General features: G+C 44.8%; 24 protein-coding genes. 21 read left to right on the forward strand and 3 right to left on the reverse strand.

The window, feature by feature from the left end; translation table 11 throughout:
• Window positions 1-105: 105 nt before the first annotated feature.
• Window positions 106-825: an endonuclease gene (locus FS373_RS26975; protein WP_144049119.1), complete on the reverse strand. Its 720-nt coding sequence runs from the start codon at window positions 823-825 to the stop codon at window positions 106-108.
• 787 nt (window positions 826-1612) lie between these two features.
• Here FS373_RS26975 and FS373_RS26980 point away from each other — a divergent pair.
• Together FS373_RS26980 and FS373_RS26985 are read left to right on the forward strand one after the other, a co-directional pair.
• Window positions 1613-2035: a hypothetical protein gene (locus FS373_RS26980; RefSeq protein ID WP_152830997.1), complete on the forward strand. Its 423-nt coding sequence runs from the start codon at window positions 1613-1615 to the stop codon at window positions 2033-2035.
• 124 nt (window positions 2036-2159) lie between these two features.
• Complete coding sequence (locus tag FS373_RS26985) at window positions 2160-2396, forward strand: hypothetical protein (RefSeq protein WP_227993311.1); 237 nt, start codon at window positions 2160-2162, stop codon at window positions 2394-2396.
• A gap of 191 nt (window positions 2397-2587) precedes the next feature.
• On the opposite strand, the gene FS373_RS26990 is transcribed toward FS373_RS26985, so the two are convergent.
• A complete protein-coding gene (locus FS373_RS26990; RefSeq protein WP_144048133.1) occupies window positions 2588-3745 on the reverse strand; it encodes a putative sulfate/molybdate transporter in 1158 nt (385 codons plus the stop codon).
• A gap of 440 nt (window positions 3746-4185) precedes the next feature.
• Here FS373_RS26990 and norV point away from each other — a divergent pair, with 440 nt between their 5' ends.
• Together norV and norW are read left to right on the forward strand one after the other, a co-directional pair.
• Window positions 4186-5685: an anaerobic nitric oxide reductase flavorubredoxin gene (norV, locus tag FS373_RS26995; RefSeq protein ID WP_144048132.1), complete on the forward strand. Its 1500-nt coding sequence runs from the start codon at window positions 4186-4188 to the stop codon at window positions 5683-5685.
• Complete coding sequence (gene norW / locus FS373_RS27000) at window positions 5682-6827, forward strand: NADH:flavorubredoxin reductase NorW (protein WP_152830998.1); 1146 nt, start codon at window positions 5682-5684, stop codon at window positions 6825-6827. The genes norV and norW overlap by 4 nt, the downstream gene beginning before the upstream one ends.
• Before the next feature lie 86 nt (window positions 6828-6913).
• On the opposite strand, the gene FS373_RS27005 is transcribed toward norW, so the two are convergent.
• Window positions 6914-7633 (reverse strand): SDR family oxidoreductase, encoded by a 720-nt coding sequence (locus FS373_RS27005; protein ID WP_152830999.1) that lies wholly within the window; start codon window positions 7631-7633, stop codon window positions 6914-6916.
• A 198-nt stretch (window positions 7634-7831) separates the two neighbouring features.
• Here FS373_RS27005 and FS373_RS27010 point away from each other — a divergent pair, with 198 nt between their 5' ends.
• From FS373_RS27010 to FS373_RS27090, 17 genes are all read left to right on the forward strand, one after another.
• A complete protein-coding gene (locus tag FS373_RS27010) occupies window positions 7832-8740 on the forward strand; it encodes a LysR family transcriptional regulator (RefSeq protein WP_144048131.1) in 909 nt (302 codons plus the stop codon).
• 459 nt (window positions 8741-9199) lie between these two features.
• Complete coding sequence (locus tag FS373_RS27015) at window positions 9200-10105, forward strand: LysR family transcriptional regulator (RefSeq protein ID WP_152831000.1); 906 nt, start codon at window positions 9200-9202, stop codon at window positions 10103-10105.
• 179 nt (window positions 10106-10284) lie between these two features.
• A complete protein-coding gene (locus tag FS373_RS27020) occupies window positions 10285-10497 on the forward strand; it encodes a Flp family type IVb pilin (RefSeq protein ID WP_144048128.1) in 213 nt (70 codons plus the stop codon).
• A gap of 27 nt (window positions 10498-10524) precedes the next feature.
• Window positions 10525-10989, forward strand: coding sequence for an A24 family peptidase (locus FS373_RS27025; protein WP_144049117.1), 465 nt, complete (start codon window positions 10525-10527; stop codon window positions 10987-10989).
• A gap of 48 nt (window positions 10990-11037) precedes the next feature.
• Window positions 11038-11859 (forward strand): RcpC/CpaB family pilus assembly protein, encoded by an 822-nt coding sequence (locus FS373_RS27030; protein WP_152831001.1) that lies wholly within the window; start codon window positions 11038-11040, stop codon window positions 11857-11859.
• Between the two features lie 2 nt (window positions 11860-11861).
• Window positions 11862-13205 (forward strand): type II and III secretion system protein family protein, encoded by a 1344-nt coding sequence (locus tag FS373_RS27035; protein ID WP_144048126.1) that lies wholly within the window; start codon window positions 11862-11864, stop codon window positions 13203-13205.
• 26 nt (window positions 13206-13231) lie between these two features.
• Window positions 13232-13693: a hypothetical protein gene (locus FS373_RS27040; protein WP_152831002.1), complete on the forward strand. Its 462-nt coding sequence runs from the start codon at window positions 13232-13234 to the stop codon at window positions 13691-13693.
• Window position 13694: 1 nt separating this feature from the next.
• Window positions 13695-14930 carry an AAA family ATPase gene (locus FS373_RS27045; RefSeq protein ID WP_144048124.1) on the forward strand — a complete coding sequence of 412 codons (1236 nt, stop codon included), beginning with the start codon at window positions 13695-13697 and terminating at the stop codon, window positions 14928-14930.
• Entirely contained in the window at window positions 14927-16201 is a 1275-nt protein-coding gene (locus FS373_RS27050) for a CpaF family protein (RefSeq protein ID WP_144048123.1), read from the forward strand. Before FS373_RS27045 ends, FS373_RS27050 begins: the two co-directional genes overlap by 4 nt.
• A complete protein-coding gene (locus FS373_RS27055) occupies window positions 16198-17106 on the forward strand; it encodes a type II secretion system F family protein (protein ID WP_144048122.1) in 909 nt (302 codons plus the stop codon). Before FS373_RS27050 ends, FS373_RS27055 begins: the two co-directional genes overlap by 4 nt.
• Window positions 17107-17194: 88 nt before the next feature.
• Entirely contained in the window at window positions 17195-18043 is an 849-nt protein-coding gene (locus FS373_RS27060) for a type II secretion system F family protein (RefSeq protein ID WP_144048121.1), read from the forward strand.
• Between the two features lie 3 nt (window positions 18044-18046).
• On the forward strand, window positions 18047-18763 hold the full coding sequence (locus tag FS373_RS27065) for a tetratricopeptide repeat protein (RefSeq protein WP_144048120.1): 717 nt from the start codon (window positions 18047-18049) through the stop codon (window positions 18761-18763).
• Window positions 18760-19263: a TadE/TadG family type IV pilus assembly protein gene (locus FS373_RS27070; RefSeq protein WP_229381008.1), complete on the forward strand. Its 504-nt coding sequence runs from the start codon at window positions 18760-18762 to the stop codon at window positions 19261-19263. Before FS373_RS27065 ends, FS373_RS27070 begins: the two co-directional genes overlap by 4 nt.
• Window positions 19253-19777: a tight adherence pilus pseudopilin TadF gene (gene tadF / locus FS373_RS27075; RefSeq protein ID WP_152831003.1), complete on the forward strand. Its 525-nt coding sequence runs from the start codon at window positions 19253-19255 to the stop codon at window positions 19775-19777. The genes FS373_RS27070 and tadF overlap by 11 nt, the downstream gene beginning before the upstream one ends.
• A gap of 2 nt (window positions 19778-19779) precedes the next feature.
• The gene (locus FS373_RS27080) at window positions 19780-21294 is read left to right on the forward strand and encodes a pilus assembly protein (RefSeq protein WP_152831004.1); all 1515 of its coding nucleotides are present in this window, start codon (window positions 19780-19782) and stop codon (window positions 21292-21294) included.
• Window positions 21295-21300: 6 nt separating this feature from the next.
• Complete coding sequence (locus FS373_RS27085) at window positions 21301-21990, forward strand: OmpA family protein (protein ID WP_152831005.1); 690 nt, start codon at window positions 21301-21303, stop codon at window positions 21988-21990.
• Between the two features lie 596 nt (window positions 21991-22586).
• A complete protein-coding gene (locus FS373_RS27090; protein ID WP_152831006.1) occupies window positions 22587-23783 on the forward strand; it encodes a conjugal transfer protein TraF in 1197 nt (398 codons plus the stop codon).
• The last annotated feature ends 74 nt before the right edge of the window (window positions 23784-23857 follow it).

Here is a 23857-nt window from a genome sequence, read left to right on the forward strand (position 1 = left end):
TTTCTATCACCAGTGACAGGATTCGGCTCACCCACTTTGATTACATTGCCATGGGGGTACTCAAAGGCATAATAAACACTCATGTCTCTTCCTCCTCACTTTCTTTCATTTACTCCAAAGGCCTGCTGCTTCGCAGCGGCTTTGGGTAATTGGGTTTTGATTCTTCTGTAGGGTTTGAATACGCTTTACCCGCTCACATTCCCATCTACTGACGGGATAGGTTTTATCCCAGGAATTCATCAGTTGTCTTTGCTGTTTACTCATGGCGTATTTAGGATAAGTAGTATCCATATACATATAGGTTCTGGCAATGCGGCCTCTTGCACTCACCGGAGGCTCTGATTTTCTGTTGTCTATCTTCATCTGGCATGATCCAAATTCACTTACAACACTTGGCAGTAGGGTAAAGTTGTAATTTGAACGCATGGCATTCACTGCGCCTATGGCTGGGAACAGGTTGAACATGTCGGCTTGCATATATCTATATTGGCTATTCACTTTCTCCGCACATTTACGGCCTTTGAATGATTTCCCCTTACTATCGACACACAGGGTATTGCCATCGCGCCATTCACTGTAAGCACGACCAAAATTTTCAGCTGGCACTATGTGTTCCCACTCAACTCTTTTAGCTCGTTTGATATGCTTTGAGGTGGTGAAGCCTTGGGGCGGGGAGATTTTCTTCTTGGTATTGAAACTTGCACCACAATAGATGGTTTCTCTGTGGTCTTGATAAACCTGACGTTCAAGCATCTTCTTAGCTTTGCTGAAAGACTGGTTAGTGCCATTGCCATCATATGCTAAGGCTAAGTTGGTCACACTCATAAGCGCGACAACACACGCGACAGATTTGATATTCAATTAATTTCTCTTTGTAGTTATGTATAAAGAAGACGAGTCATTCATCATTTGGGCTAAGGCTCGATGAATTAAGTGAGGAAAGCTGAAAAGGAAACGCTCTAATCTATTAAGAGAAGAGCGGCTCAATGCAGGAAAATATACAATCTGGAGTAATCATGAGCCCCACTACAAACCTAAAGGTATTCTCCCTCAATCAAAGGAGGGTATTGTTTCTACAGGGTAATCTTGTTGACTGAAGTGGAGTGAACTGGTGGTTATCATTTTGCACTAGCTGTTTAGGTTTTGATTCACTCGAATCGGTGAAGACCAGATTTGAGATTTGGGCTTATTTTGTATTTTAGATTACGGGTATTTCGCTTATTTTTAACGTTAATTGTCCAAGGCCTGCGGGCGAAGATGTATTGATATTCTACTTATACGGTGAGTGAAGTATTGCTTCTGCATACTAAAGATGCATGGATTATGAATTATCCCTTAGGCATGGAATATGTTTAAAGAGGAATGAAGGGCTGTAGTTAATGAGCTTGTTTCATCTTATATAGCCAAGTCGAAGTGATAATTTTTTTGAAATTTGGCTAAATGAAATCCACCTAAAAGATACTTCAAATTTATTATCTGACAAGTTCAAACCCTGAACTCTTAGGTATTTTTAATCTCTGGCTCAGATACGTTTATTACAATGGATTACTTTGTTGTTTCTTTCAAAAAAAGTCAGCTGTTAAAAGAGGGTTTTGTTATCAAGGATAAATCTATGTCTAAGCCTAAAGCTAAGTCTGAGTCGACTCGCCGTATGCCTTGGGTTTCTATCGGTGTCATCACATCCATAGTGATCATTATTTGGCTGTTGTTAATGGCGATGCCTAAAGGTTTTAAGGCGACACATGAGCAAATAGGCACAGGCAAGCCTGCTCTAGTGTTTGTCTATAATCCCAGTCTTACAGTGAGTGGCAGTCAGACAGAACAAATGAATGAAGCTCGCGACTATCTTAGTGATCATCTTGACGATCAAGTGTTCTTTCTCGTCGCTCAAGTGGGCAGCCCTGAGGGCGACCAACTGATCGCTAAACACCGCGCTAGACCAGCGGAGCTTTTACTCTTTGATCCATCTGGTAGCCTGATTAAAAGGCAGTATGCTTTAAAAAGTGCTAGCGAGCTCATCCAGTGGCTGCGCTAGGTAATGGCTAAATATGAAACAAAGGGTCACAGCTAGTCACCCTTTCGGTGGCAATCATGGTAAATATAGCCGCTAAATTATTTTGTGTTACAGTGCTTGGGTATTTCAAAAACAAGGATGAGTGATGAGTAGTCATCAAGAGATTATAGGGAAAGGGATGCTTAGGTTTATCGTACTTCGTGGTGTGCTGGGCTGGGGAGTGACAACTGCTTTTATTGTGCAGATTATCATGTCACTGACCAGTGATAAGAGCTTCTTTGATGGCTTTATTACGTCACTGATAGCCTTCCCACTAGGAGGTATTCTATACGGGTACGTCACCTGGATGATGATGCTGAACAAGTCTAGACAGTTAAAGTAAGACTAATTCGAAGATAGATTATCCAGATAAATATGGCTACGCCAAATTCACCGTGTCGCAGGCTATAGATAGCTACGAAAGTTCGACCTTCAACATTATCTCCCGATTACCAAAATCTAAATTAGCCATGAAGGTAAGACCTCCAAATCCCCATATGATGGCAATTTAAGGCCAAAGCAAAAAATAAAATTTTAATGTCTCAAATCTGAGACCAGCCTCCATTGTCGACGAGCCGTCTCCAAGATAAACCCAGCTGCTAATCCTGCTGCGGTATTCACCAGCAGGCAGATGGCGGCCGTCGAGAGGATAACGAAGATACAGAAGGGTCTGCCATCGATAAACCGCTTCGACCAGGCGAGTTGTAGGCCCGCTATGGCGAGTAGGCTGCCTAGTAAGGCTAGCGGGATCAGCGATAACATAGCGGCGATGCCTTCTCCCCAAGTGAGGGCGATAAGTAGGCAAGTACTGCCAAATATCGTGGGGGCTATCCAGGTTCTGGCACCGAAGTGGTGCTGAACTGCTAAGCCGCCGGCACCGTGACACATGGCGGTTGCACCGAAAGGGGCAAGGATGAGGTTCATTAAGCCTGAGCTGGTGGCTAAGCGTTTCGGGGTGAAGTTCTCATTGCCATTGACGGTATCCGATGGAAACTTATCTTTCGCCATGGCCGAGGTGGCGATCACCGCGTTAGTCAGGGTGAGTGCTAGCTGGGGCAGTACCAGCAGACCCGCGGCCGAGGTCCACTCGTGAATGTTAGGCCAGCTTAGCTGCCAACTAGTGTCGATACTTAAATTAAAGCTAGGTGCCAGACCACTCGTGTACTGCCATAACATGCCCGATGCTAACACCAGAGGCATTGCCAGATAACGCATCGGTAGGAATCGGCTGGCAAACAGGACGATGAAAGCGGTTATGCCAATAAACCAGGTTTCACCCATCATCTGTCCGCCCATCCAGATAAGTTGTAAACCAATGGCGAGCTGTATGCCGATACTGATAGCGGGAGAGAGCTGCTTCGCCATCCAGCTAATCGCCCCGCTAAAAGCGAGTAGCAGGAGTATGACGCCCATCATCATGCCGCTGGCTTGCAGCATTCCCGGCGTCAGGCCTTGGGCGATAACCAAGGCGGCGATCACTTTCATTGGCTGTACCGGGATAGGACGCCTGTAGTAAAAAGCGGTAAATAGCGCAAACACCCCGAAGCCCATAAAGATCCCCTGAGGAGAGAAATGGTTAAGGGCGATAAGGCCTAAAACGAGTGGTAGAAACGTCCCTAAGTCGGCGAAGGCTCCGCTGAGCTCACCTGAGTATCGATCACATCTGTTAAGAAATGTGCTTTTGCATGTCATATAGCTTGCCGTGAGAAGATAAAACCCTGATTTCTACTAGATATGAATACAATTATAGTGCCAATTCTCACACCTGAATTTTAGGCTCTCAGGGAGCAATTATGGCTATTTGTAACATTGGGGTGGGACAAGTTGACCATAAACTGAGGCGAACTGTATCTAAATGGGTATTTATCTCTATTGGCTAATCAAGACTTATGGCATGGAACAGCCAAGTAAATGATTTGGCTGTCTCTGTTGCTTTTGACATTGCTCGGCCAAATGGGATTGTCTATTTGACACTCGATTGTCGTTTTGACAGTTTTGACTTGTGTCATTGTGACACTTGTTGCGAGTGGTAAATCTATAAAATACTTTAAATATAGTTGGTTACGAAACTGGCTCGGCTTGTGCAATAGGCCATGTAAGTTTAATAATTTAAGTATATTTGAGGTTTCATCATGGCAATTAAGGTCAAGAACAATATTCAATGGGTTGGTCAACGCGATTGGGAAGTACGAGATTTTCATGGTACCGAGTACAAGACAGAAAAGGGCACCAGCTATAATAGTTATCTGATCCGAGAGGAGAAAACAGTATTGATCGATACCGTCGATCATAAATTCAGTCATGAGTTCGTGCAAAACTTAGAGCTGGAGATCGATCTGAAGCAGATCGATTACATTGTCATTAATCACGCCGAAGAAGATCACGCCGGTGCCTTGGCGGTATTGTTGGCTAAAATTCCCGGCACGCCTATTTACTGTACCGAAAATGCCATCGACTCTATCACTGGGCATCATCATCACCCCGAGTGGAATTTCCATACCATTAAAACTGGCGACAGTTTGGATCTGGGCAACGGCAAACAATTGATCTTCATCGAGACCCCTATGCTGCATTGGCCCGATAGCATGATGACTTATATGACGGGGGATGCCGTGCTGTTCAGTAACGATGCTTTCGGTCAGCATTATTGTGACGAGCGCCTGTTTAACGATGAGGTCGATCAGACTGAGCTGATGGATCAATGTCTGCGTTATTACGCCAACATCCTCACCCCATTCAGTCCCTTGGTGACCGCGAAGATCCATGAAGTACTTAGCTTCAACCTACCCGTCGATATGATTGCAACCGCCCACGGCGTGGTGTGGCGTGAGGATGCGACGCAGATTATTCATAAATATCTGGAGTGGGCTGATCAATACCAGGAAGACCGAATTACTATCTTCTATGATTCTATGTCTAACAATACTCGCATGATGGCAGATGCCATAGCTCAAGGGATCTATGAGGTCGATCCCCAGGTTGCGGTGAAAATTTTCAACGTCTCCCGCCACGATAAGAACGAGATTTTGACTAGCTTGTTTAGATCTAAGGGCGTGCTTGTCGGCTCATCGACTATGAACAATGTGATGATGCCCAAGGTGGCCGGTATGTTGGAAGAAATCACAGGTCTGCGCTTTAAGAACAAGAAGGCCGGCGCCTTCGGCAGCTTCGGTTGGAACGGTGGTGCGGTAGACCGTATCCATACCCGTCTGACCGATGCCGGCTTTGAAATCGTTCTGGGATTAAAGACTAAATGGAAACCCGATGGCAAGGCACTGCTGGCATGTCGTGAACATGGTAAAGAGGTGGCGCGTCAGTGGGCTTTACATCCCCTACAAGGGCGAGATACCAAGCGAGACACGCCGGCAGTAAATGATCCTGTGATGCCTGCCAAGCAGCCTGCAGAATCACCCAACCAAGCCGAAGTGGCCAACGTCAGTACTACAGATTTTGCGGGGCAGAGCCTGGTATGCACTGTGTGTCAGTGGGTCTACGATCCGGTATTGGGAGAACCCAACCAAGATGTCGCCCCAGGCACTGAGTGGCAAGATGTACCGGACTATTTTCTCTGTCCCGACTGTAGTTTAGGTAAGACTGTGTTTGAACCCCTCGCCAAAGAGGTGGCGGCATGAGCCTGCCCATAGTGATAATAGGCAGTGGTTTTGCCGCCTATCAGTTGGTGAAGACTCTACGCAGGCAAGATACAGAGCAGGCGATCACAGTGATCACCGCCAACGGTGGTGATGATTATGCCAAACCTGATCTAAGTCATGTGTTCACTAAGGCGCAGTCAGCTAAAGATCTGATTAAGATGAGCGCCGATGAGTTTGCCAATACCTATGGTATTACCCTGTTGAGTCATAGCAGGGTAGAGAGCATAGATGCGACGAAAAAAACGCTGCGCTGTAATGGAGAGTCGATTGCCTATCAGCAACTGATTTTGGCAACCGGAGCCAGAGCTTTTGTGCCCCCCTTTCAGGGGGACGCGGTGGGTCGAATCATTACCCTAAATGGCTTGGAGGATTATGCGGCCTCTCAGTCCGAGCTCAAAGAGGCTAAATCTGTGCTGGTGATAGGCGCAGGCCTTATTGGTACCGAGATAGCAATGGATTTGGCCAGCACGGATAAACAGGTGATATTGACCGACAGGGCTGAGGCTCTATTGCCGAGTCTGTTGCCCGATTTTGTCTCCGCACAACTATATCAGTCCTTGGGCAATCAAGGGGTGACGATAGAACTGGGCACCCAAGTTAAAAGTCTGCGACAGGCAGAAGAATCTATCGCTATCAGCCTGGAAAACGGTCAAGACTATCGAGTGGATACCGTGGTGTGCGCTGTGGGCCTGAGGCCCAATATCCGCCTGGCGGCCGAGGCAGGCCTGCAAACTAATCGTGGCATAGTGGTGGATCGTCAATTGCGAACGTCGGATCCCCATATCTTCGCGCTGGGGGACTGCGCCGAAATTGACGGCAACGTGTTGGCTTTTCTGCAGCCGATACTGCTGAGTGCCAATGCGCTGGCAAAAACCTTACTCGGTCAGGCCAGCAATGTGGCGCTGCCGCCTATGATGGTCAAGGTTAAGACCCCGCGTCTCCCCATGCAGTTAAGTGGTAACACCGCCAACGCCGATGCTAACTGGCAGGTGAGCGCAAGCAAGGAGGGGATGACGGCCAGAGCCTTCGATGAAGAGCAGCAAATGATTGGTTTTGTCGTTACCGGCAGTCACATGAAGCAAGGATTCTCCCTGCTACGCGAGCTTCCACCAACATTTTAACTGTTTTAGTTCATACCCAAATAAGCTTAACGCGAATCGGTATCATGGATGATACCGGATTAGAGTTTGATGGGACTCTTCCCTTGTTATGGTTGTTGACGAGTCGCTGCTAATACGATTTCACGCACACAGACGCTTTGAGGTTGCTCGTAAGCAAACAGGGCTGCATCGGCGATAGTTTCAGGTGCGATCACCCCCCCCATATCCTCTTTCCAATCTGCATAGCCGGCTTTTATTTCATCGCTGGTGGTATGTGACAGTAGCTCAGTTTCTACGGCCCCTGGCGCTATAGTGACAAGGCGCACATCATCCATGGCCACTTCTTCACGAATGTTTTCGGTCAGTGCGTGTACCGCAAATTTAGTGGCACAGTATGCAGCATGATTAGGGAAGGTTTTACGACCCGCGACCGAGCTGACGTTGATAATAGTCCCTGTTTTTCGTGCTTTCATATCGGCCAATACGGCATGGATACCGTTGAGTACGCCCATAATATTGATGTTGAGCATACGGCTCCACTCGGCTGGATCTTGAGTGTCGGCTTGACCCAGTAACATGACGCCGGCGTTATTAATCAAGCCGCCAACGGGGCCAAACTTTTCAACTGCAGTAGCAATCGCGGTCTTAATAGCTTCACCATCGGTTACATCTAGGCTGATACATAGACTGTTTTCTAACTCTAGGGCTTGCATAGGCTCGACGCGGCGAGCTAATAAAAGTAGTGGATGGCCCTTTGCACTGAATGCCTTTGCCATTGCTGCGCCGATACCTGAAGATGCACCTGTAATTACGATAAGTTCTTTCATCTGTTTATACCTTCTAATCTACTTAAATGAGGGATTGAATCGGCTGGTTATTTGGCTGTTCAATCATGTTGCAAGCATTATAGAGTTAGCGTTATTGTTGATATATACCTTAAAAAGAACATGATTGTTTCCTATAGACTACAAATGGCATAATCTTATCCGTATCTCAAATGTGAGAGCCAAATATGAGAATCGAGTATGAATAAGAGTGAGATAAACCTAGCCGATATCAAGGCGTTCACTGTGATTGCCGGGCAAGGAAGCTTTACTAAGGCGGCCGAGGTGTTGAATTGCTCACGCTCCCATCTCTCTAAGCAATTGACTCATTTAGAATCTTGCCTCGGGGTGACACTTATCACCAGAACGACAAGAGCCCAACGTTTAACCGAGCAGGGGGAGGCTTTCTTTAACCGGTGCCGATCTGCCTTAGAGAGTATTGATCAGGCGGTGGAGATTGCCGTGGACAATGCCCAAAATCTACAGGGAAGCATCAAGATCAACTGTGTGGGTGGCTTTCTCGGCGAGGAGATTGTGGCTAGCCTGGTCAATGACTTTATTGCTAAATACCCAGGGGTCTCAGTAGAGCTGGACTTTAGTAGTCAGCGGGTCGACTTGCTGGTGGATCAGTTTGATCTGGTTTTTCGTATGGGGCAGCTTGAGGATTCCGGGCTTGTAGCTCGTAAGCTAATGGATATTACCAATTTGACCTTAGCGTCCCCTAAATATCTTAGATCCCGTGGTTTTCCGATAGATCCTAAGTCACTAAAATCACACCAATGTATTACCGGTTCAGTCAGTAACTGGTCTTTTTATCATGTCGATAATTGCGAGCATAAACTTGATGTACATATCAATGGCGTGTTTCGCTGTAAGAATGGCAGGGCAATGAAACACAGTGCTTTAGCGGGCAATGGTGTCGTGAGGTTGCCCGAGCTGTATTGCTCTGAAGAACTTAGTCAAGGTGAATTAGTTTCGGTATTTGAAGATTGGCGAGTCGCCGACACTCCCTTTTATCTCCTCTACCATAAAGACAAATTTCAGCCTGCAAGAATAAAAAAGTTTATTTCATTCACTATTAATAATTTTATGAAATATACCAGAGAATAAAACCCCACACAAAATCGAAAAAGATACAAGTGAATCATAATTTGGTTGTTTTGGTTAGATATGGATCGTAGGTGATACTTTTATGAAACAATTGGTTTTTTGATGAGAAATCAAATGCGCTGTTTTAAATGAGTATTATTATTGTTTTGAAGTGGCTATGTTAATGTTTGTAACATTTGAGTTGTTTTTATATTGTTATTTTATTGGTTTTTATTTTAAATGTATCGCGTGGTGATACAATGTGATACAAATGTCTGGTTGTATAGTTAATATTCTCACGGTTATTATCTGCGCCAGTTTAATATATGATCTCATATTAAACTCAATTAGAGAGTGTTCGCTTGTATATGTATATTTAATCTTAATCATTTTTTTATACTGTATCTATACATTCTTACATAAATTACTGGCAGGGAAGTTGACAGTAAAATCAGGACTTCAAAAACAAAAAAGTCACTCATGAAAATTCAACTCGAGAGTCTTATCTCCTTTATCACAGCAGCCGATACAGGTTCATTTAGTGCAGCAGGTAGAAAATTAAAAAAATCCCAGGCTGGTATCAGCTTGTCGATTCAAAATCTGGAAATAGATCTGGGCTTTACCTTGTTTGACAGAAATGGAAAATACCCCTTGCTGACTCAGCAAGGGGAGTTGGTATTGAAAGATGCACGCTTGTTGATGTCTCAATACAGCACTTTTGTCGAGCGTTCTAAATTTATCTCCAGGGTAGAGCAGGTCAAGCTGAGTATAGGCATAGATCCTCTGGTTTGTTGCCAAGAGGTGAAAGACATAATTTTAAGATTTTCAGAGGTTTTTCCTGCAGTTGAGCTAACGATTGTGCAGAGATCTAGCGAGTCTTTAGCTCAAAAACTGGCAGATAAAACACTGGAATTTGCACTCGGGCTATTTGGTCGAGATGTTGAGAAAACCTTTGAAAATATGTCAGCATTCCAGCTGGATAGCTGCTGGGTCGTGTCACCAAGTTATTCACTTGCTCAAAATTTGCAGCATGATGATGTGGATCCCCGAGCTATCAAGATTGATAGAGCCACCTTTAATCAATCCCGTATATTACTGCCCTCAGAAACCCCCTTGGCGGGGTTTTATGAGGTGAGTCTGACTAAGAAAATTTGGTATGTGGAAGATATACATACCTTGCTGTCATTTTGTCGCAATGGTTTAGGCATTGCGTTCCTGCCTAGTTTTGTTGTTGCGCACGATCTGGAAAATGGTAGTTTAAATAAGATTTTTCTTGAAAAAGATCAATCCAGAAGTAGAGATTGGAGAAGCTCATTAATTTTTACGGTTGGTCATCAAAAATCACCAGCAGTCGAATGGTTAACTCAACAGTTATTAAATATTTAATAGTTTAAGTTTTATCTAATTAATATTTCCCCTCCATAATAATTAATATTGTTTTGACCTATAACTAAAACTTATAGGACCTATTTTTGTTTTTGTTTTTGTTTTTAATATAATTCAGGCGTTGAACGATTCAACAGACTAATTATTAATTAGACTATATAAATATGATGGAGTTATTTATGAACAAGTTTTACTGCAATACTATGGCTTTTCTTGCGACTTACAAAAAAGATGAGCGCGGCGTAACGGCAATCGAATATGGATTGATCGCTGTAGCTATGGCTGTTGCATTGACTGCTGCTTTTGCTTCCGATGGCAACTTGATGACTGCGTTGAATGCTGCATTTGCATTGATCACAACTAACTTAACAAGCATGACCGCTGGTACTTAATAAGCGCGCCATAGGTTGTTTTGATTGATGCAATTAACCATATTGGCCATAGCTAGTCTGTTATTCGTTTTGACTACTTGTTGTGTCAGTGACATACGTCAACGACGGATCTCGAATTTAAGCTGTCTCGTCGTCTTGGTTATCAGCATCTGGCTAGCCCAGAGTCAGCAGCAATTGGTTGCTGGCCTGCTTCGCGGATGTTTAATATTTTTTTTCAGTTTACTGCTTTTCAAGCTCAGGTGGCTCGCCGCAGGAGACGGAAAGTTGGCCAGCGCCCTGGCGATCGCTTTACCTATAGCATCACTGTCTACGGCGTTAATATTGACTGCTACATTTGGTGGAGTACTGGCTGTTATCTATCTGATTAAATATCGAATTATCCAAAAAATCCCCCGAGGTGAAGATTCCGGTTTGCCCTATGGTATCGCTATTTCCTTAGGTTTTTATATTCCTATCTTGGCTAGTTATTTAGGCGCTACAACTCAATCTTGATACTTGACTGTAACCGTCGTTAACCAGCACTAACAGAACAGTAGAATAATGCTTAATTCTAAATTGATTTTCATTATCGCATTTATTGCGGTATTGACCGGCCTGTATGGCGTGGCAGATAAACTGCTCTCGAGTCCTGAGGCTGTTGTCATGCCTGTTAGTGATGATGAAGCGCCGATAACTTATACCCTGTGGCAAGTGAAAAAAAATATGGAGAAAGGCACATTTTTAACCTTAAGGGATCTTAAAAGAGTGCAGCTAGGGCAGAAGGAGGCGCAAGCATTGGGCTTTAATGCCGATGTCGACCTTAAACTAGATACACAGACATTAACCAATACCGCACTTAATACTGATCAATATCTGCTTCCCGAGCTGCTCAGTCATCCTGGAGATCTAGGCTACCTAAGCTTGATTGCCAGGGAGGGAATGACTCTATATCCATTGACCGTAGCAACAAAAAATCTGATCAACAATTATATTTTGCCCGGTGATGATATTGACATTTTAGTGGTCAGTTCACCTGAGCATAACTTAGCCACAGACACCCATAGAATTGAAGATTTTATAGGGTTGAAGGCATCGTTGTTGATGAGGAAGGTCAGAGTTATCTCAATTGGTGAAAGCGAATCAGGAGGGGCAGCTCCTAAGGTGAAGAGCTCAAATAAGGAGGAGACCCGCATGGTTATCGAAGTGGCTCCCGATGATCTGGCTCGTTTGACTCTGGCCCAGCGCACTATGCATATCGAAGTGCATCCTAGTCAACACTATGGTTCAAATCCTGAGGCCGATGTGAGTGATGTTATTACTAATTACACCGGGGTGGTTGAATTGCGTGGTGCATCTAAGAGTAATGTCGGCGGGATTTTTTAACCATGACTAATCTAGTTAATATGTGTGTGAAGGGCTTGTTATTGGGCCTGTTTTTTTGTAGTAATGCTATGGCGGGTGATAGATTTATTACCTTAAATGATGCCACTAGTGTAGAGATGGATCAGGATATAGGGACTGTTTTCATCAGCCAGCCTGAGATCGCAGATTATAAGATCACCGGCAGTAATAAACTGGTTATCTACGGCAATAAATTAGGCCAGGCAAGGCTATTTGTTTATAACAAAGCCAATGAGGTGATCTTATCTCAGTTATTGCATGTGGATATCAACCTGTCTCAAATCCGTCGTCAAATTGAACTGTTTTATCCCGACCTTGATATTAACCTCACTTCGGTGGGCGATAAGGTGGCCGTACGCGGCATAGTTGATAGTGAACAGCAACGTGATGATATCTATCGTCTGGTCGCTAAGTTATTAGGGCGGGATAAAGTCGATCGCTTCGATGACCAAGCTAAAGATGTGGAATTCGAAGACTCCTTTAGTGAATCTAACTGGCTGACTTATCAGCGAAACTTTACCTGGGAAGGCATTATTGAGGGGTTAAGTCTTTCCCAAACACAGCAGGTGAATGTAAAAATCTCGGTGGCGCAGGTCACCAAAGAGTTTAATGAGACATTAGGAGTTAGTTGGTCGACGGTGGGGAATGCTGCCGGTGAGTTTTCTTTCTTAGACTTTAAAGCCAGTGATTTATCGACAGTCATCACTGCACTGGATAACGACAAAATCGCTGAGGTATTGGCAGAACCTAATCTTTCCGTCATGTCCGGAGAGTCGGCAAGCTTCCTTGTCGGTGGTGAGATCCCAGTGATCTTTACTAATGATAATACTACCAATGTGACTTTTAAAGAGTTTGGTGTTCGGTTAGATATTTCGGCTAAGGTATTGAATAATAACCGGATTAAACTTAAGTTGATGCCTGAGGTCAGCGCCGTTGAAGGTTTTATTGAGGCCGCTGGGATCAAGGTGCCACAGTTGAGCACACGCCGGGCTATGACCACCATAGAACTGGGGGATGGCCAAAGCTTTATGCTTGGTGGCCTGATGAGCAGTGATGAACTCGAGCAAGTCAGTAAGATCCCGCTATTAGGTGATATTCCAGGCATTGGTGCCCTATTCAGGCATGTAGGAACGACTCGCAAGAAAACTGAGTTAGTGATTGTAGCCACGGTTAACCTCGTCAAACCCATTGCGCCCACAGACATCCGCTTACCCAAAATCACGCCGACTAAGTCATTGGCGCGATTCTTTAATATCGAGCCTGAATCCGACGAAGATAATAATGTCAATGTCATACATATGCTCAACCAAGGGGGCTTTATTCAGTGAGAACCTTAATCATATTAGGCCTAATCATGCTGAATCTCAGTGGCTGCGCCGATAGCGCCAAGGTCCAGCTAGGCAGTGAAGCGGTCGTGTATCAAGAGATACATGACTTTGTTATCGAACCTAAAAAAACGAGTGACCCAGTGGAGATCAATGGGCAATTAGATCGCATCATTAATAGTTTTGAACCTGGGATTGAACAAACTTTGTGGACCTTAAGTTACCGAACTCAGCTTGATAAGTCTTGGGTGAACGAAATTAAGCTGAAGCTACTCAATCTAGGGCTTGTGCCTTCGAGAATAAAGGTGACAAAGCTGGATTCAGGAAAGTCAGTGATAAAGATGAGCATAGGTAAGTACCGAGTAAAAACTCAGACTTGTAAACCCAGCATCTTGGGAAGAATGGACAGTGATACTGGCTGCTTCGTCGATTCTATGCGGCTCAGACATGTGCGTGACCCACAGACTCTTATCCTGCCAGAGGGGCAATAGTATGTTTGATTTGGCCAAGGTTGTCACTCAGGCAGCGGAGTTTAACCGTGAACCAGCGGGACCGACTAGCTGCTCTTTTTATTATCAAACGGCACACTGTCGGGAGCTGATAGAGCAGGTTTTCCGTTTCGAAGGTTGGAATTATCCAGATTGTATTAAGACCTCTAATCCAGGTGGTTTACAGCTGGATGCGTTAAAAGATATCGTAATTTTTGAGCTTAACCAGTCGACGAGTATTGTCGAAGATGCTCGAGATCTAGCCAGTAAGCTGCCAAATCAGAAAGGCGTCATCGTCATAGGCAAAGAGGACACCATCACCACATTGCGTGAGTTAAAGGTGATGGGATTTTATTATCTATTGTGGCCGCTGAACCAGGAGGAATTAAGTGAGTTTTTGCGTCATGTGCATATTAACCAGCAACGTCTTTCCGGGGTAACTAGAAATCGTAAGGCCAAGCGGGTGGCGGTGGTAGGCACTAAAGGTGGCATAGGCAATACCATGGTTGCATGTGAGTTATCGGCGACATTAGCTTTTCAAGGGATCGACACGATTCAAGTTGATCATCAGTACTTCAACAGCAACACAGATATCCTATTAGGCCTTAAGCAGTTCATACGTCAAAACTCGGATAACCTTGAGTTACAGCTTAGAGATATGGATGAAGCGAGCGCCAGTAATTACTTGAGCAAGGTAGATAAACACTTTCGTTTATTGGCATTGGGAGGTTCACAATCGGCCGAAAACCTTTATAGCAACAGCCAAAATATAGCCGAGCTACTCAGTCGAAAAGCCAACTTTATTATTGAAGACTTTTCCGGTGCTAATGATTTTATGATGGATCCGGCAGCGCTGTCGAAGCGGATAGATGTGTTTGTTATCGTGCTCGACCCCACTGTCTCTTCGGTACGTAATGCCAGCCAAATTATCGAAAAAATTGAGATGCATAATCTGTCGGGTACTGCGGATATACGTATCTTAACCTTTCTCAATATTCATCGTCCCGAAGGGGCGTTTCCTTTGAGAAAGGATGAGGTTGAGCGTTATCTGGAGCGGTCGGTAGATGTTCAGTTGGATTATACCGCGAAATTCTCGGCTCTTATGTTGTCAGGAAAGCGATTACATCGCTTTGAGAAGCGTAATGGCGCCTTCAATAAATTAGCCCAACTGATACAGGGGAAGCAGGCTGAAGTACAGGTATCACCTCTGGATAAACTCAAGGCGCTAATGCAAAGATGAACAATAATAAAGAGATTTACCTTAGTTTTCGGGGGCAGATTTTTGAGGCTTTGGATGCTCAGGCAATAGCCAAAATGCCACGGGAGGAGCTGTACCGGCAGATCCAGAGTGCGGTTGAGGTGCTCGCGAACAATTTCAGTCAGCCTGTTTCTACCTCTGTACGCAATATGACGGTTAAAAACCTGGTTGATGAACTGATTGGTCTGGGTCCACTGCAGCCGCTGCTGGAAGATGACACCATTAATGACATCATGGTCAATGGTTGCGATCAGATCTTCTATGAGCGTCACGGTAAAATTCACAGCTCGGAAGTGGTGTTTGTGAACGAGGCGCAACTGCTGGAGATTGCTCAGCGTATTGCAGCTAGGGTTGGGCGTCGGATCGATGAGTCTTCACCTATGGTGGATGCCCGTCTTAGCGATGGTAGTCGAGTCAATATTGTGATTAAGCCTGTTGCTATCGATGGCACAACCATTTCCATCCGTAAGTTTAGAGAGCAAAAGATTGGTTTAGAAGATCTGGTAGGTTTCGGCTCTTTATCGCCAGATATGGCGAGAGTCTTGATGATCGCGGCTCGCTGCCGCTTAAACATATTGATCTCGGGAGGCACAGGTTCAGGCAAGACAACCTTACTTAATGCACTTTCAAATTATATTGCAGATGATGAACGTATCATCACCATAGAAGATGCGGCCGAACTAAATCTGCAACAACCCCATGTAGTTAGGCTGGAAACACGTCCCGCCAGTACCGAAGGTACCGGTCAGGTAGATCAGAGGGACTTGATTATCAACTCCCTGCGTATGCGCCCGGATCGAATCATCTTAGGTGAGTGCCGTGGAGCCGAAGCGTTCGAGATGCTACAGGCGATGAACACTGGTCATGATGGCTCCATGTCTACCTTGCATGCCAACACTCCCAGAGATGCTATCTCCAGAGTCGAGTCTATGGTGATGATGGCCAGCTTGAATCAACCCTTAGCCGCCATACGTCGCACCATAGTCGGGGCAGTACAATTAGTGGTTCAGGTTAATCGTCAACGTGATGGGTCGCGAAAGATCACCAGTATTTCAGAGGTCGTTGGCCTCGAAGGCGAGAGTGTGGTGATGGAGGAGTTATTCAAGTTCCAGCCGGCCGAGGGCCAGAGTTTAGATAAGGTGATGGGTGAATATGTGACTCTTGGGATTATGCAGCGCTCCATCTTGATGCAGCGAGCGGCCTACTTTGGCCTGCAAGAGGAGTTAATGTTGGCTTTTAGGAGCCAGCAATGATCTTGTACTTCTCCTTATTCTTACTCGGTATCGCCGCATTGTTGTGGGGCATGAGAAGCCAAGATATCAAGAGTCAGTATCTGGTAAAAAAGATCGAAACGGCAGACATAGATGAAATCCAGTCGGCGGTTAAGCTTGAGACCTTGGAGCATAGGGTTTGGTTGACTAAAATTCAGCTACTACTTCGCCCAGCATTTAGCACCCTTGGTGAAAAAGCTTGGCTAAAATTATCTGTTTTCCTGCTGCTGCTTAGCGGAGCCGGGATCTATATCAATAACTTCCTGCAGCTGGATAGTCTGTGGTTGCCGCTGATCATGCCAGCTCTAGGTTTTTTATGGGGCTGGAACTGGTTGATGGGAAAGCGTAAACAGACCTTCGAACAGACCTTCCCCGATGCCCTCAATATTATGATGAGTGCCGTCGCTTCCGGTGAAAGTATTATGCAGGCCATCTGTTATGTCGGTCAGTCACTGGATAATCAAATCGGACACGAATTTAGAGATATGGGGGATCGCCTCAAGTTAGGTGAACCTCCTGAGCAGGTTTTTAAGCGTGCCAGTAAACGCTTCCCCTATCCGAGCTTTCTATTTTTTATCGTCACTATCCGCGCCAACATGTCCCGAGGCGGACAGCTTAAGCCGGTTATGGCCAGGTTGGTTCGCGTCTTAATGGATGCCAGAACCTTGGATAAGAAGAAAGCTGCGCTGACATCGGAAGCACGGCTATCGGCGAAAATAGTGGGTTGCTTGCCCTTCTTCTTCATGATTCTTCTTAGCTATCTCAGCCCACAGAATCTGGATTTTGTGCTGACGGATCCGTCCGGGCGCTACATCTTGTACTACGTGGTCGGAAGTGAGGCTCTGGGAATGTTTATTATCTGGCTACTTATCAAAGGAGTGCGCTAGTGGTTACCATTATTTTGCTCGTGATTGCGACAATTGGCTTGCTGATCTCTGGTATTAACCTGTATTTACTGATTAGAGGTATGAGCTTATGACGCTTATCATCTTGGTGATTGTCTTTGTAAGTGCTTTATTGGCATTAGGCCTGGCTTTGTGGCATCAGGAGAAACAGCGCCAATGGCATATCTTACGTTATCTTGAAACCTCACAAGAGACCAGTCTGGAAAAGCTAAGCAAACTCGTGGTGCGTATCGGTCAGGAGAAACGAGAAGAGTTGGAGCAGCAGTTTATTGATGCGGGTATCTATAACACTCGATTCGCCCGTTTCTATGTACCAGCTAAAATAGCCTTTGCTCTGCTGATTATTCTCCTTATTGTTATTTCGGATATGACACTGTCCAGCAAGGTTACTGTTGGGGCTATCAGCATGGTGGCAGCCTTGATATTACCCGATATTATCTTGTCTATGCGCAAGAAGATGCTGATTAAGAAGACTTCTCGTCAGTTACCTTACATGCTGGATATGATGTCTGTGTGTGTTTCAACCGGGATGACGGTTGAAACCGCACTGGCTTATCTCGCCGAAGAGTTAAAGGCTTTCGATAAAGATCTCTGTTTCCATATCAAAAAAACCGCCGATTCCTCACGTATCACTGGACTGGAAAAAGCGCTGTTAGAGCTGAGTGAGCGGATCCCCACTGCTGAAGTTCGCAGCTTCTCATTGACCCTGATCCAGAATATTCATTACGGTACTTCTATCGCTAATGTCTTGTCAGATTTGGCAGAAGATATGCGCAAAATGCAGGTGCTGAGTATGGAGGAAAGTATAGGTAAGCTTGCGGCAAAAATGAGTGTGCCTCTGATCATACTTATTATGTTTCCCATCGTTATCTTGATCTTGGCTCCGGGCTTTATGCAACTTTCTCTATCTATAGGTTAACTAATGAGAAAATATTACTTCATCCCAATACTGCTTCTTAGCTTATTAGTTGGATGTACCACGACACCAGAGCCCCACCAAGTGACAGTTAAAGAGCTAGTCGCGGTGGGCAATCATGAGGGCCTAATTCAGCATTACAAGGCAGAGCTGGTGAAAACGCCTGATTCATCGGCTGTGATGCTTAATTTGGCTCAGGCCTACTATGACAATCGAGATGTTGAATCAGCTCATTTCTATGTCGAACAGCTAAAGAGTCAGCAGGCTCATCAACCTAGTTTATATTTCCTTTCTGGGAGTATTGCGGCTGATTCGAGCCAGTTTGATATGGCTATTTCTGAGTTTAGAAAGGCCGAGTCTCTGGGTTACCCAGATTCCTCTTTATTCATTAAGCTAGGTATTGCGTTAACTAATAGTGGCCGATATAAGGAGGCAGAAGTCGAGTTCAATCAAGCTCGTTTAAAGGGTCATGACGATATAGCGGTTAAGAATAATTTAGCTGTGCTCTATCTGGCTCAGGGACAATATCTGCAGGCAGTAGAGCTTTTGACTCCCATATATCGACAGCATCCCGACGAGAAGAAGTTGGCATTTAATTTGGCTATTTCACTGTTTAAGGTGGGAAATTATCGTGAGGCACATCGTTTGTTGGCCGATGACTATTCAGCCGAGCAGGTGTCAGCGCTATTTTATAGTTTACGTCGAGGGGAGGACAACTTGTGAAGAGGCAAGGCTTGTTAGCCCAGTCCAAGCGTCGTCAATTGGGAGTCATTTCTATCGAGTTTGCCATAGGATCTATAGTGATGTTTCTGGTCACATTTGGCATTTTTGAAATCAGTCGATTGATTTACGTGATTAATTTGACCGAATCGGCTCTGCGTGAATCATCCAGGGATACTCGGGTCTGGGATGGTGAGCGGACTGGAGAGCTTTATGGGCAGAGGATGACTCAGATGTTTGAGAAGAAGGGGGAGATTTGGCACTTATTAGTCGATCCCAGCCGCTATCAGCTTTCTATCTCTTATTTTGAGAGCTTGCAAGATTTGATTGATAACAAGAGTAGTGGAACACAAGCGAAACAGCAGCGTAGCCCGCTGGCCTTGTATGAGATCTCCTATGACTATACGCCTATGTTTTTTCTGGCTGGTGTGATTGAGAAAAAAATCAGTCGTCGGATTTTAGTGACGATGGAGCATGAGGGGTGGCCAGTTGATGAAGAGTAAGCAGCAAGGCTCTTTTACCGTAGAGTTGGCCTTTGTGCTTTTTTTTACTTCAGCTCTGCTTGTTTTCACCGGGGATATCGCTTTGCAGCTACTCAATAGGGTGAATCTGGATCGAGTGAGTTACTCCCTGGTGAATATCCTCAAGGATCGCACTCGATTTTATCAGGAAAACCCAATTGTGACAGCGAGTGAAGTGGACGAGATGGACATCTTGGCCGCTAGATTACTCGGCTATCCCAATACATCTGAGGCTGCTCCCTATGGGATACGCGTAGAGTGGTTGGTGGAGGGCGGCTATGGCGGTATCGATAAAGGCATTAGGGGAGGGACGCCATGTCGCCCCGATGATTCGCTTCAAGATAAAGCGAGTCTTGTTCCGATAAACTCAGCGCATAAGACGTTTCCGCTTTACCAAGTCACCCTGTGCCTGAAAACAGACTCCTGGTTCAACCAGTTTTGGGGGGATAGTGAGCAGCACTATATTCACTCCAGTTCAGTCATGCCCGGAAGGTAGTTATGTATAGAAGAGCAAGATTCTCCTTAAAAAAGCAGCAAGGTGCGGCGGCCATTTATTTAGCTTTTTTACTTATTCCATTATTCGGCATGATCTTTTTAGCGCTTGAGGGCACACGCTATATTCAAAAGCAGAATCGTCTCGCCGATGCAACTGAGGCGGCGAGTCTTGCCGTGTCTATAGCCAATCGTGACGACAAGGCATATGAGTCGAAATTGGCGAGTGATTATATTTCAAGTTACATTAGAAATATCAATAATATTAGTCAGATAAAAGTAGAGCGTAATGAAGCTGTCGATCATTACGCCCTGCCTGATGGCAGTGTTGAAGACAGAGAATATACCCAGTACAGAGTGACGGCTAAAACAGACCATCACTCCTGGCTACATAGCGATGTTATTCCGAGTTTCAAAGAGACTGTAACCTTAGCCAATCTTGCCATTGCCCGTAATTATCCTGAGTATCTGGGCGACCGTGATGTGGATATCGTTTTTGTTTCCGATTTCTCTGGCTCCATGGATCAACATGGAAAAATTAATAGTCTTAAGGAGGCGATAACTCAGGTTGCGGATGAGATCTTAGTGCCCCGTGACGGAGAGACCGAAATTCGTAATAGGATTGCTTTAGTCCCCTATAACATGCGAGTCGTAGAGGGGGGAAGCAGTAGAAATGTTTGTATGTCTCAGCTTAAGTATCGAAATCCAAGTGGAAAAACAGGTAGTAATTACTCTGATTATGAATCGATAAATTGGAGAGACTGGGCCAATGAAAGCTATAGCCAGGTTGATCGTTGCGTTAATAACAGTCGTAAGTGTAACGGCTTACCCGGCTCCAGATCCGATGCTCGTACGGTGAGGGCTGTTGTGGATGACGCCCCTTCAGCTTATTGGAGTTCGAAGTGGCCAGATAGTGCTAACTGGATAGATTATAGCCGTACCGTTGCTGATATTTTTACCGAGAACTCTGCAGATATTCAACATAATCCTAGCTATCAAAGGCTTTATAGTAGCTCTATGTGTAACGGTAATTTTTGGTCGATTCCGCTGACAAACCAAGAGTCACAGATAGACACTGTGAGCCGTATGTCTCCTAATGGGGGAACCTCTGTCTATCAAGGCTTGCTAAGGGGGGCACAAATCTTAGATAAGGGCCGACCAGTGAACCCAAGTGAAGAGGAGAGTGAGGAGTATAACAAGCGCCTTAAAATGATCCTTATCCTTAGCGATGGTATGGAATCTCCCTATGAAAACACTTTCTCTAAGTTGGTGAATAATTATGGCATGTGCGACAAGATCAGGTCTCAGTTTAATGATGGCGAACTTCCACTGCATATGGGGGTGATAGGGATTCAATTTAGTGCTTCGGGGCAAAATGCCTTTAAAAATTGCGTAGGCGCAGACAACATCATAGATGTGGATGACTTAGATGATTTGATCCAGGAAATTTTAGACTTAATTAAGAAAGGCGCCAAGAGTGATGGCATCAGTAAACTTTATTATCGACATACAGAGAGTTAAATTGCGATGACAAGAATATTTTCTACCTTATTAATCTGTTTCACTCTGGTCTCGGCCTTAAGCGGGTGTGCTCAAGATGTACAGCCTGAGGTTGAGATACAAGCTGTTGAAAAAGTCCAATATGACCTAGCTTCTTTTTGTTCTACTAGGAGTCACAGTATTAGTCAGGATGTGACAATTTCTGATGTTACCGCATTAGCGAATCATAGAGATGGAAGGTTAGTGATCATGCAAAAGGTTAGTGATTCAGAGGTCAATAATAGGTTACTTAAATTGGCAAAAAGCCAAGATGTTTATCCTGCTTGTATGGAATATTTGTCGGCTAGCGGTTTAATGAGAGTCACACCAGAAGGGCAATTGTTGGCTCGGGTTTACTTCGATTTTGACAGTGAAAAGTTAACCTCAGAATCCCGTGATATTTTAGCTAAAGTCGCCGAAAAGTTGGCGAGTCACCCGGATATTATTAGGCTTGAGGGAAATACCGATAGCAAGGGAAGTGTCAGATATAATGATGCTCTGGGATTGCGCAGAGCCGTAACTACGCAGGATTACCTCGGTAAGCAAGGGGTGAATGCGGTGCAACTTAAGAGCGAAAGCCTTGGCGAGGCTAAGCCTTTAGCCAGCAATGATACAGCCGAAGGCAGGAGGGTGAATCGACGGGTTGATCTCCTCGTGTCTCCCCAAGAGGAAAACTAAGTTTATGTGTTAATTTAGGTATAGGGCCTGAGGGCTGCTTCATCCTCAGGTTCTGGTGCTATTGACCTAGTGTCATTAGCCTGCCTTTTAACTTCTTAACTTTGGTGTATTTGTTTCTGTGTTTGATGACTAGAGAGTGGTCGATACCTCCTTTTATCTCCTCTAGCATAAAGACAAATATCAGCCTGTGGTTTTAAGATAATTCCTAGGTCTTACTGCTGAGAATTTTATGGATTATGTGCTTTAGGTCTATATGGAAAATAGACAAATAACAGTGCTGAATTTAGCTGTTTCTAAACTAGATTCGTTGGCGATATAACATAATAAATATTCATATTTATTATGTGGTTAAGTTAGATAATTACTTATGGTGGAAGCCTGTTGAAAAAAAGATCAAAATAAATCGATACAAGTGTTGGTTTTTTGAGCGTTTATCGTACACAATTCTGAATGTTGGACTATCTTTAAATTCGACTGTTTTTATGTCTCTCTACTTATTTTTGTGAGTATTATTCAGAGCGCTACGCTGAATAATATCAAGTAGGAAGCAAGGTAAATAACATAAGAAAATAAAAATAAAGATAAGGGCTGAAAGGATGAAAATGCTCAAACTTGCACTTAGCTGTGCACTGATACTCTCCCCGTCGATGGCTATCGCAGGGCAGCAATACTACGAGGCTCGCAGCGATGCCATGGGCGGCGCTGGCGTGGCATCATCAAACCGTGAGGGGGCAGCCTTCATCAATCCCGCTCTATTGGCTCTGCAAGCACCTAAATTCAATAATTTTGCTATGTTACTACCCGCAATCGGAGCCGATGGCGCCGATAAAGATCAGATGGTAGATAAGTTTGATTCACTGCAAGACTCCTATGATGCATTAGATGCCGCCATCTCTGCCGGCAATGCAACCGCAGCCGATCTCCATCGTGGTGAGCTGGTCAGCGATCTCGAGTCTTTAAAAGATAATAATGCCTATGTGAGTGCGGGCATTGGATTTTCTATCGTATTACCCACACATAAGATGCCTATGGCGGTATTTTATAAGAGCTATATCGATGCAATAGGAGTCGCTGCTATCGCCCAGTCAGATATAGATAGTCTCAATGCATTAGATCCAGATAATCCCCCAGCACTGACAGACTTAGATTCACAAGGTGCTGTAGTTGCTGGCGTGGTTTCTGATTTAGGCGTAGCCCTGAGTTTTCCACTTTCAATCGTCAATATGCCCATTGCGGTTGGGGTATCGCCTAAGCTTCAGCTGATAGACACATATAACTACGTAGTAAGTGCCAATAACTTCGAAGCCAGTGATTTTGATGATGCCAAGTACAGAAACGACGAGACCACATTTAACCTAGATGTTGGTATCGCGATGGAGCCTATATCTGGATTAACGGTAGGCCTGTCAGGTCGTAATCTTATTAGCCAAGATGTCGAGACCGTAGAGACCCAAGGCCGTAAATTTACCTATCAGGTTGAGCCACAATTTACTGCAGGCATCGCCTATGATTGGGAGAGTATAACCGTAACATCTGATATCGATCTTAACGCTTATAAGCGCTTCGAAGAAATTGGTGCTACTCAGTATTGGCGCGTTGGCGGAGAGTTGCAGGCTACGGATTGGTTTGCACTGCGTTTAGGTTATCGCCATGACATGAAAGACAATACGGCAAATATCTATTCATTAGGGACAGGATTTGAATTTGGGCGAGTCTTCTTTCTGGACTTTACCGGCATGGTCGGCAGCGATGATGCCATCGGCGGTGTACTACAAACGTCATATCATTTTTAAATTTAAAGAAGGTTCGAGGACGCGACTACGTCGCTAGGAGTCCGTTCGTAACCTCACTTCGAGAAGTTCGCCAA

The organism is Shewanella sp. YLB-07, assembly GCF_009377275.1.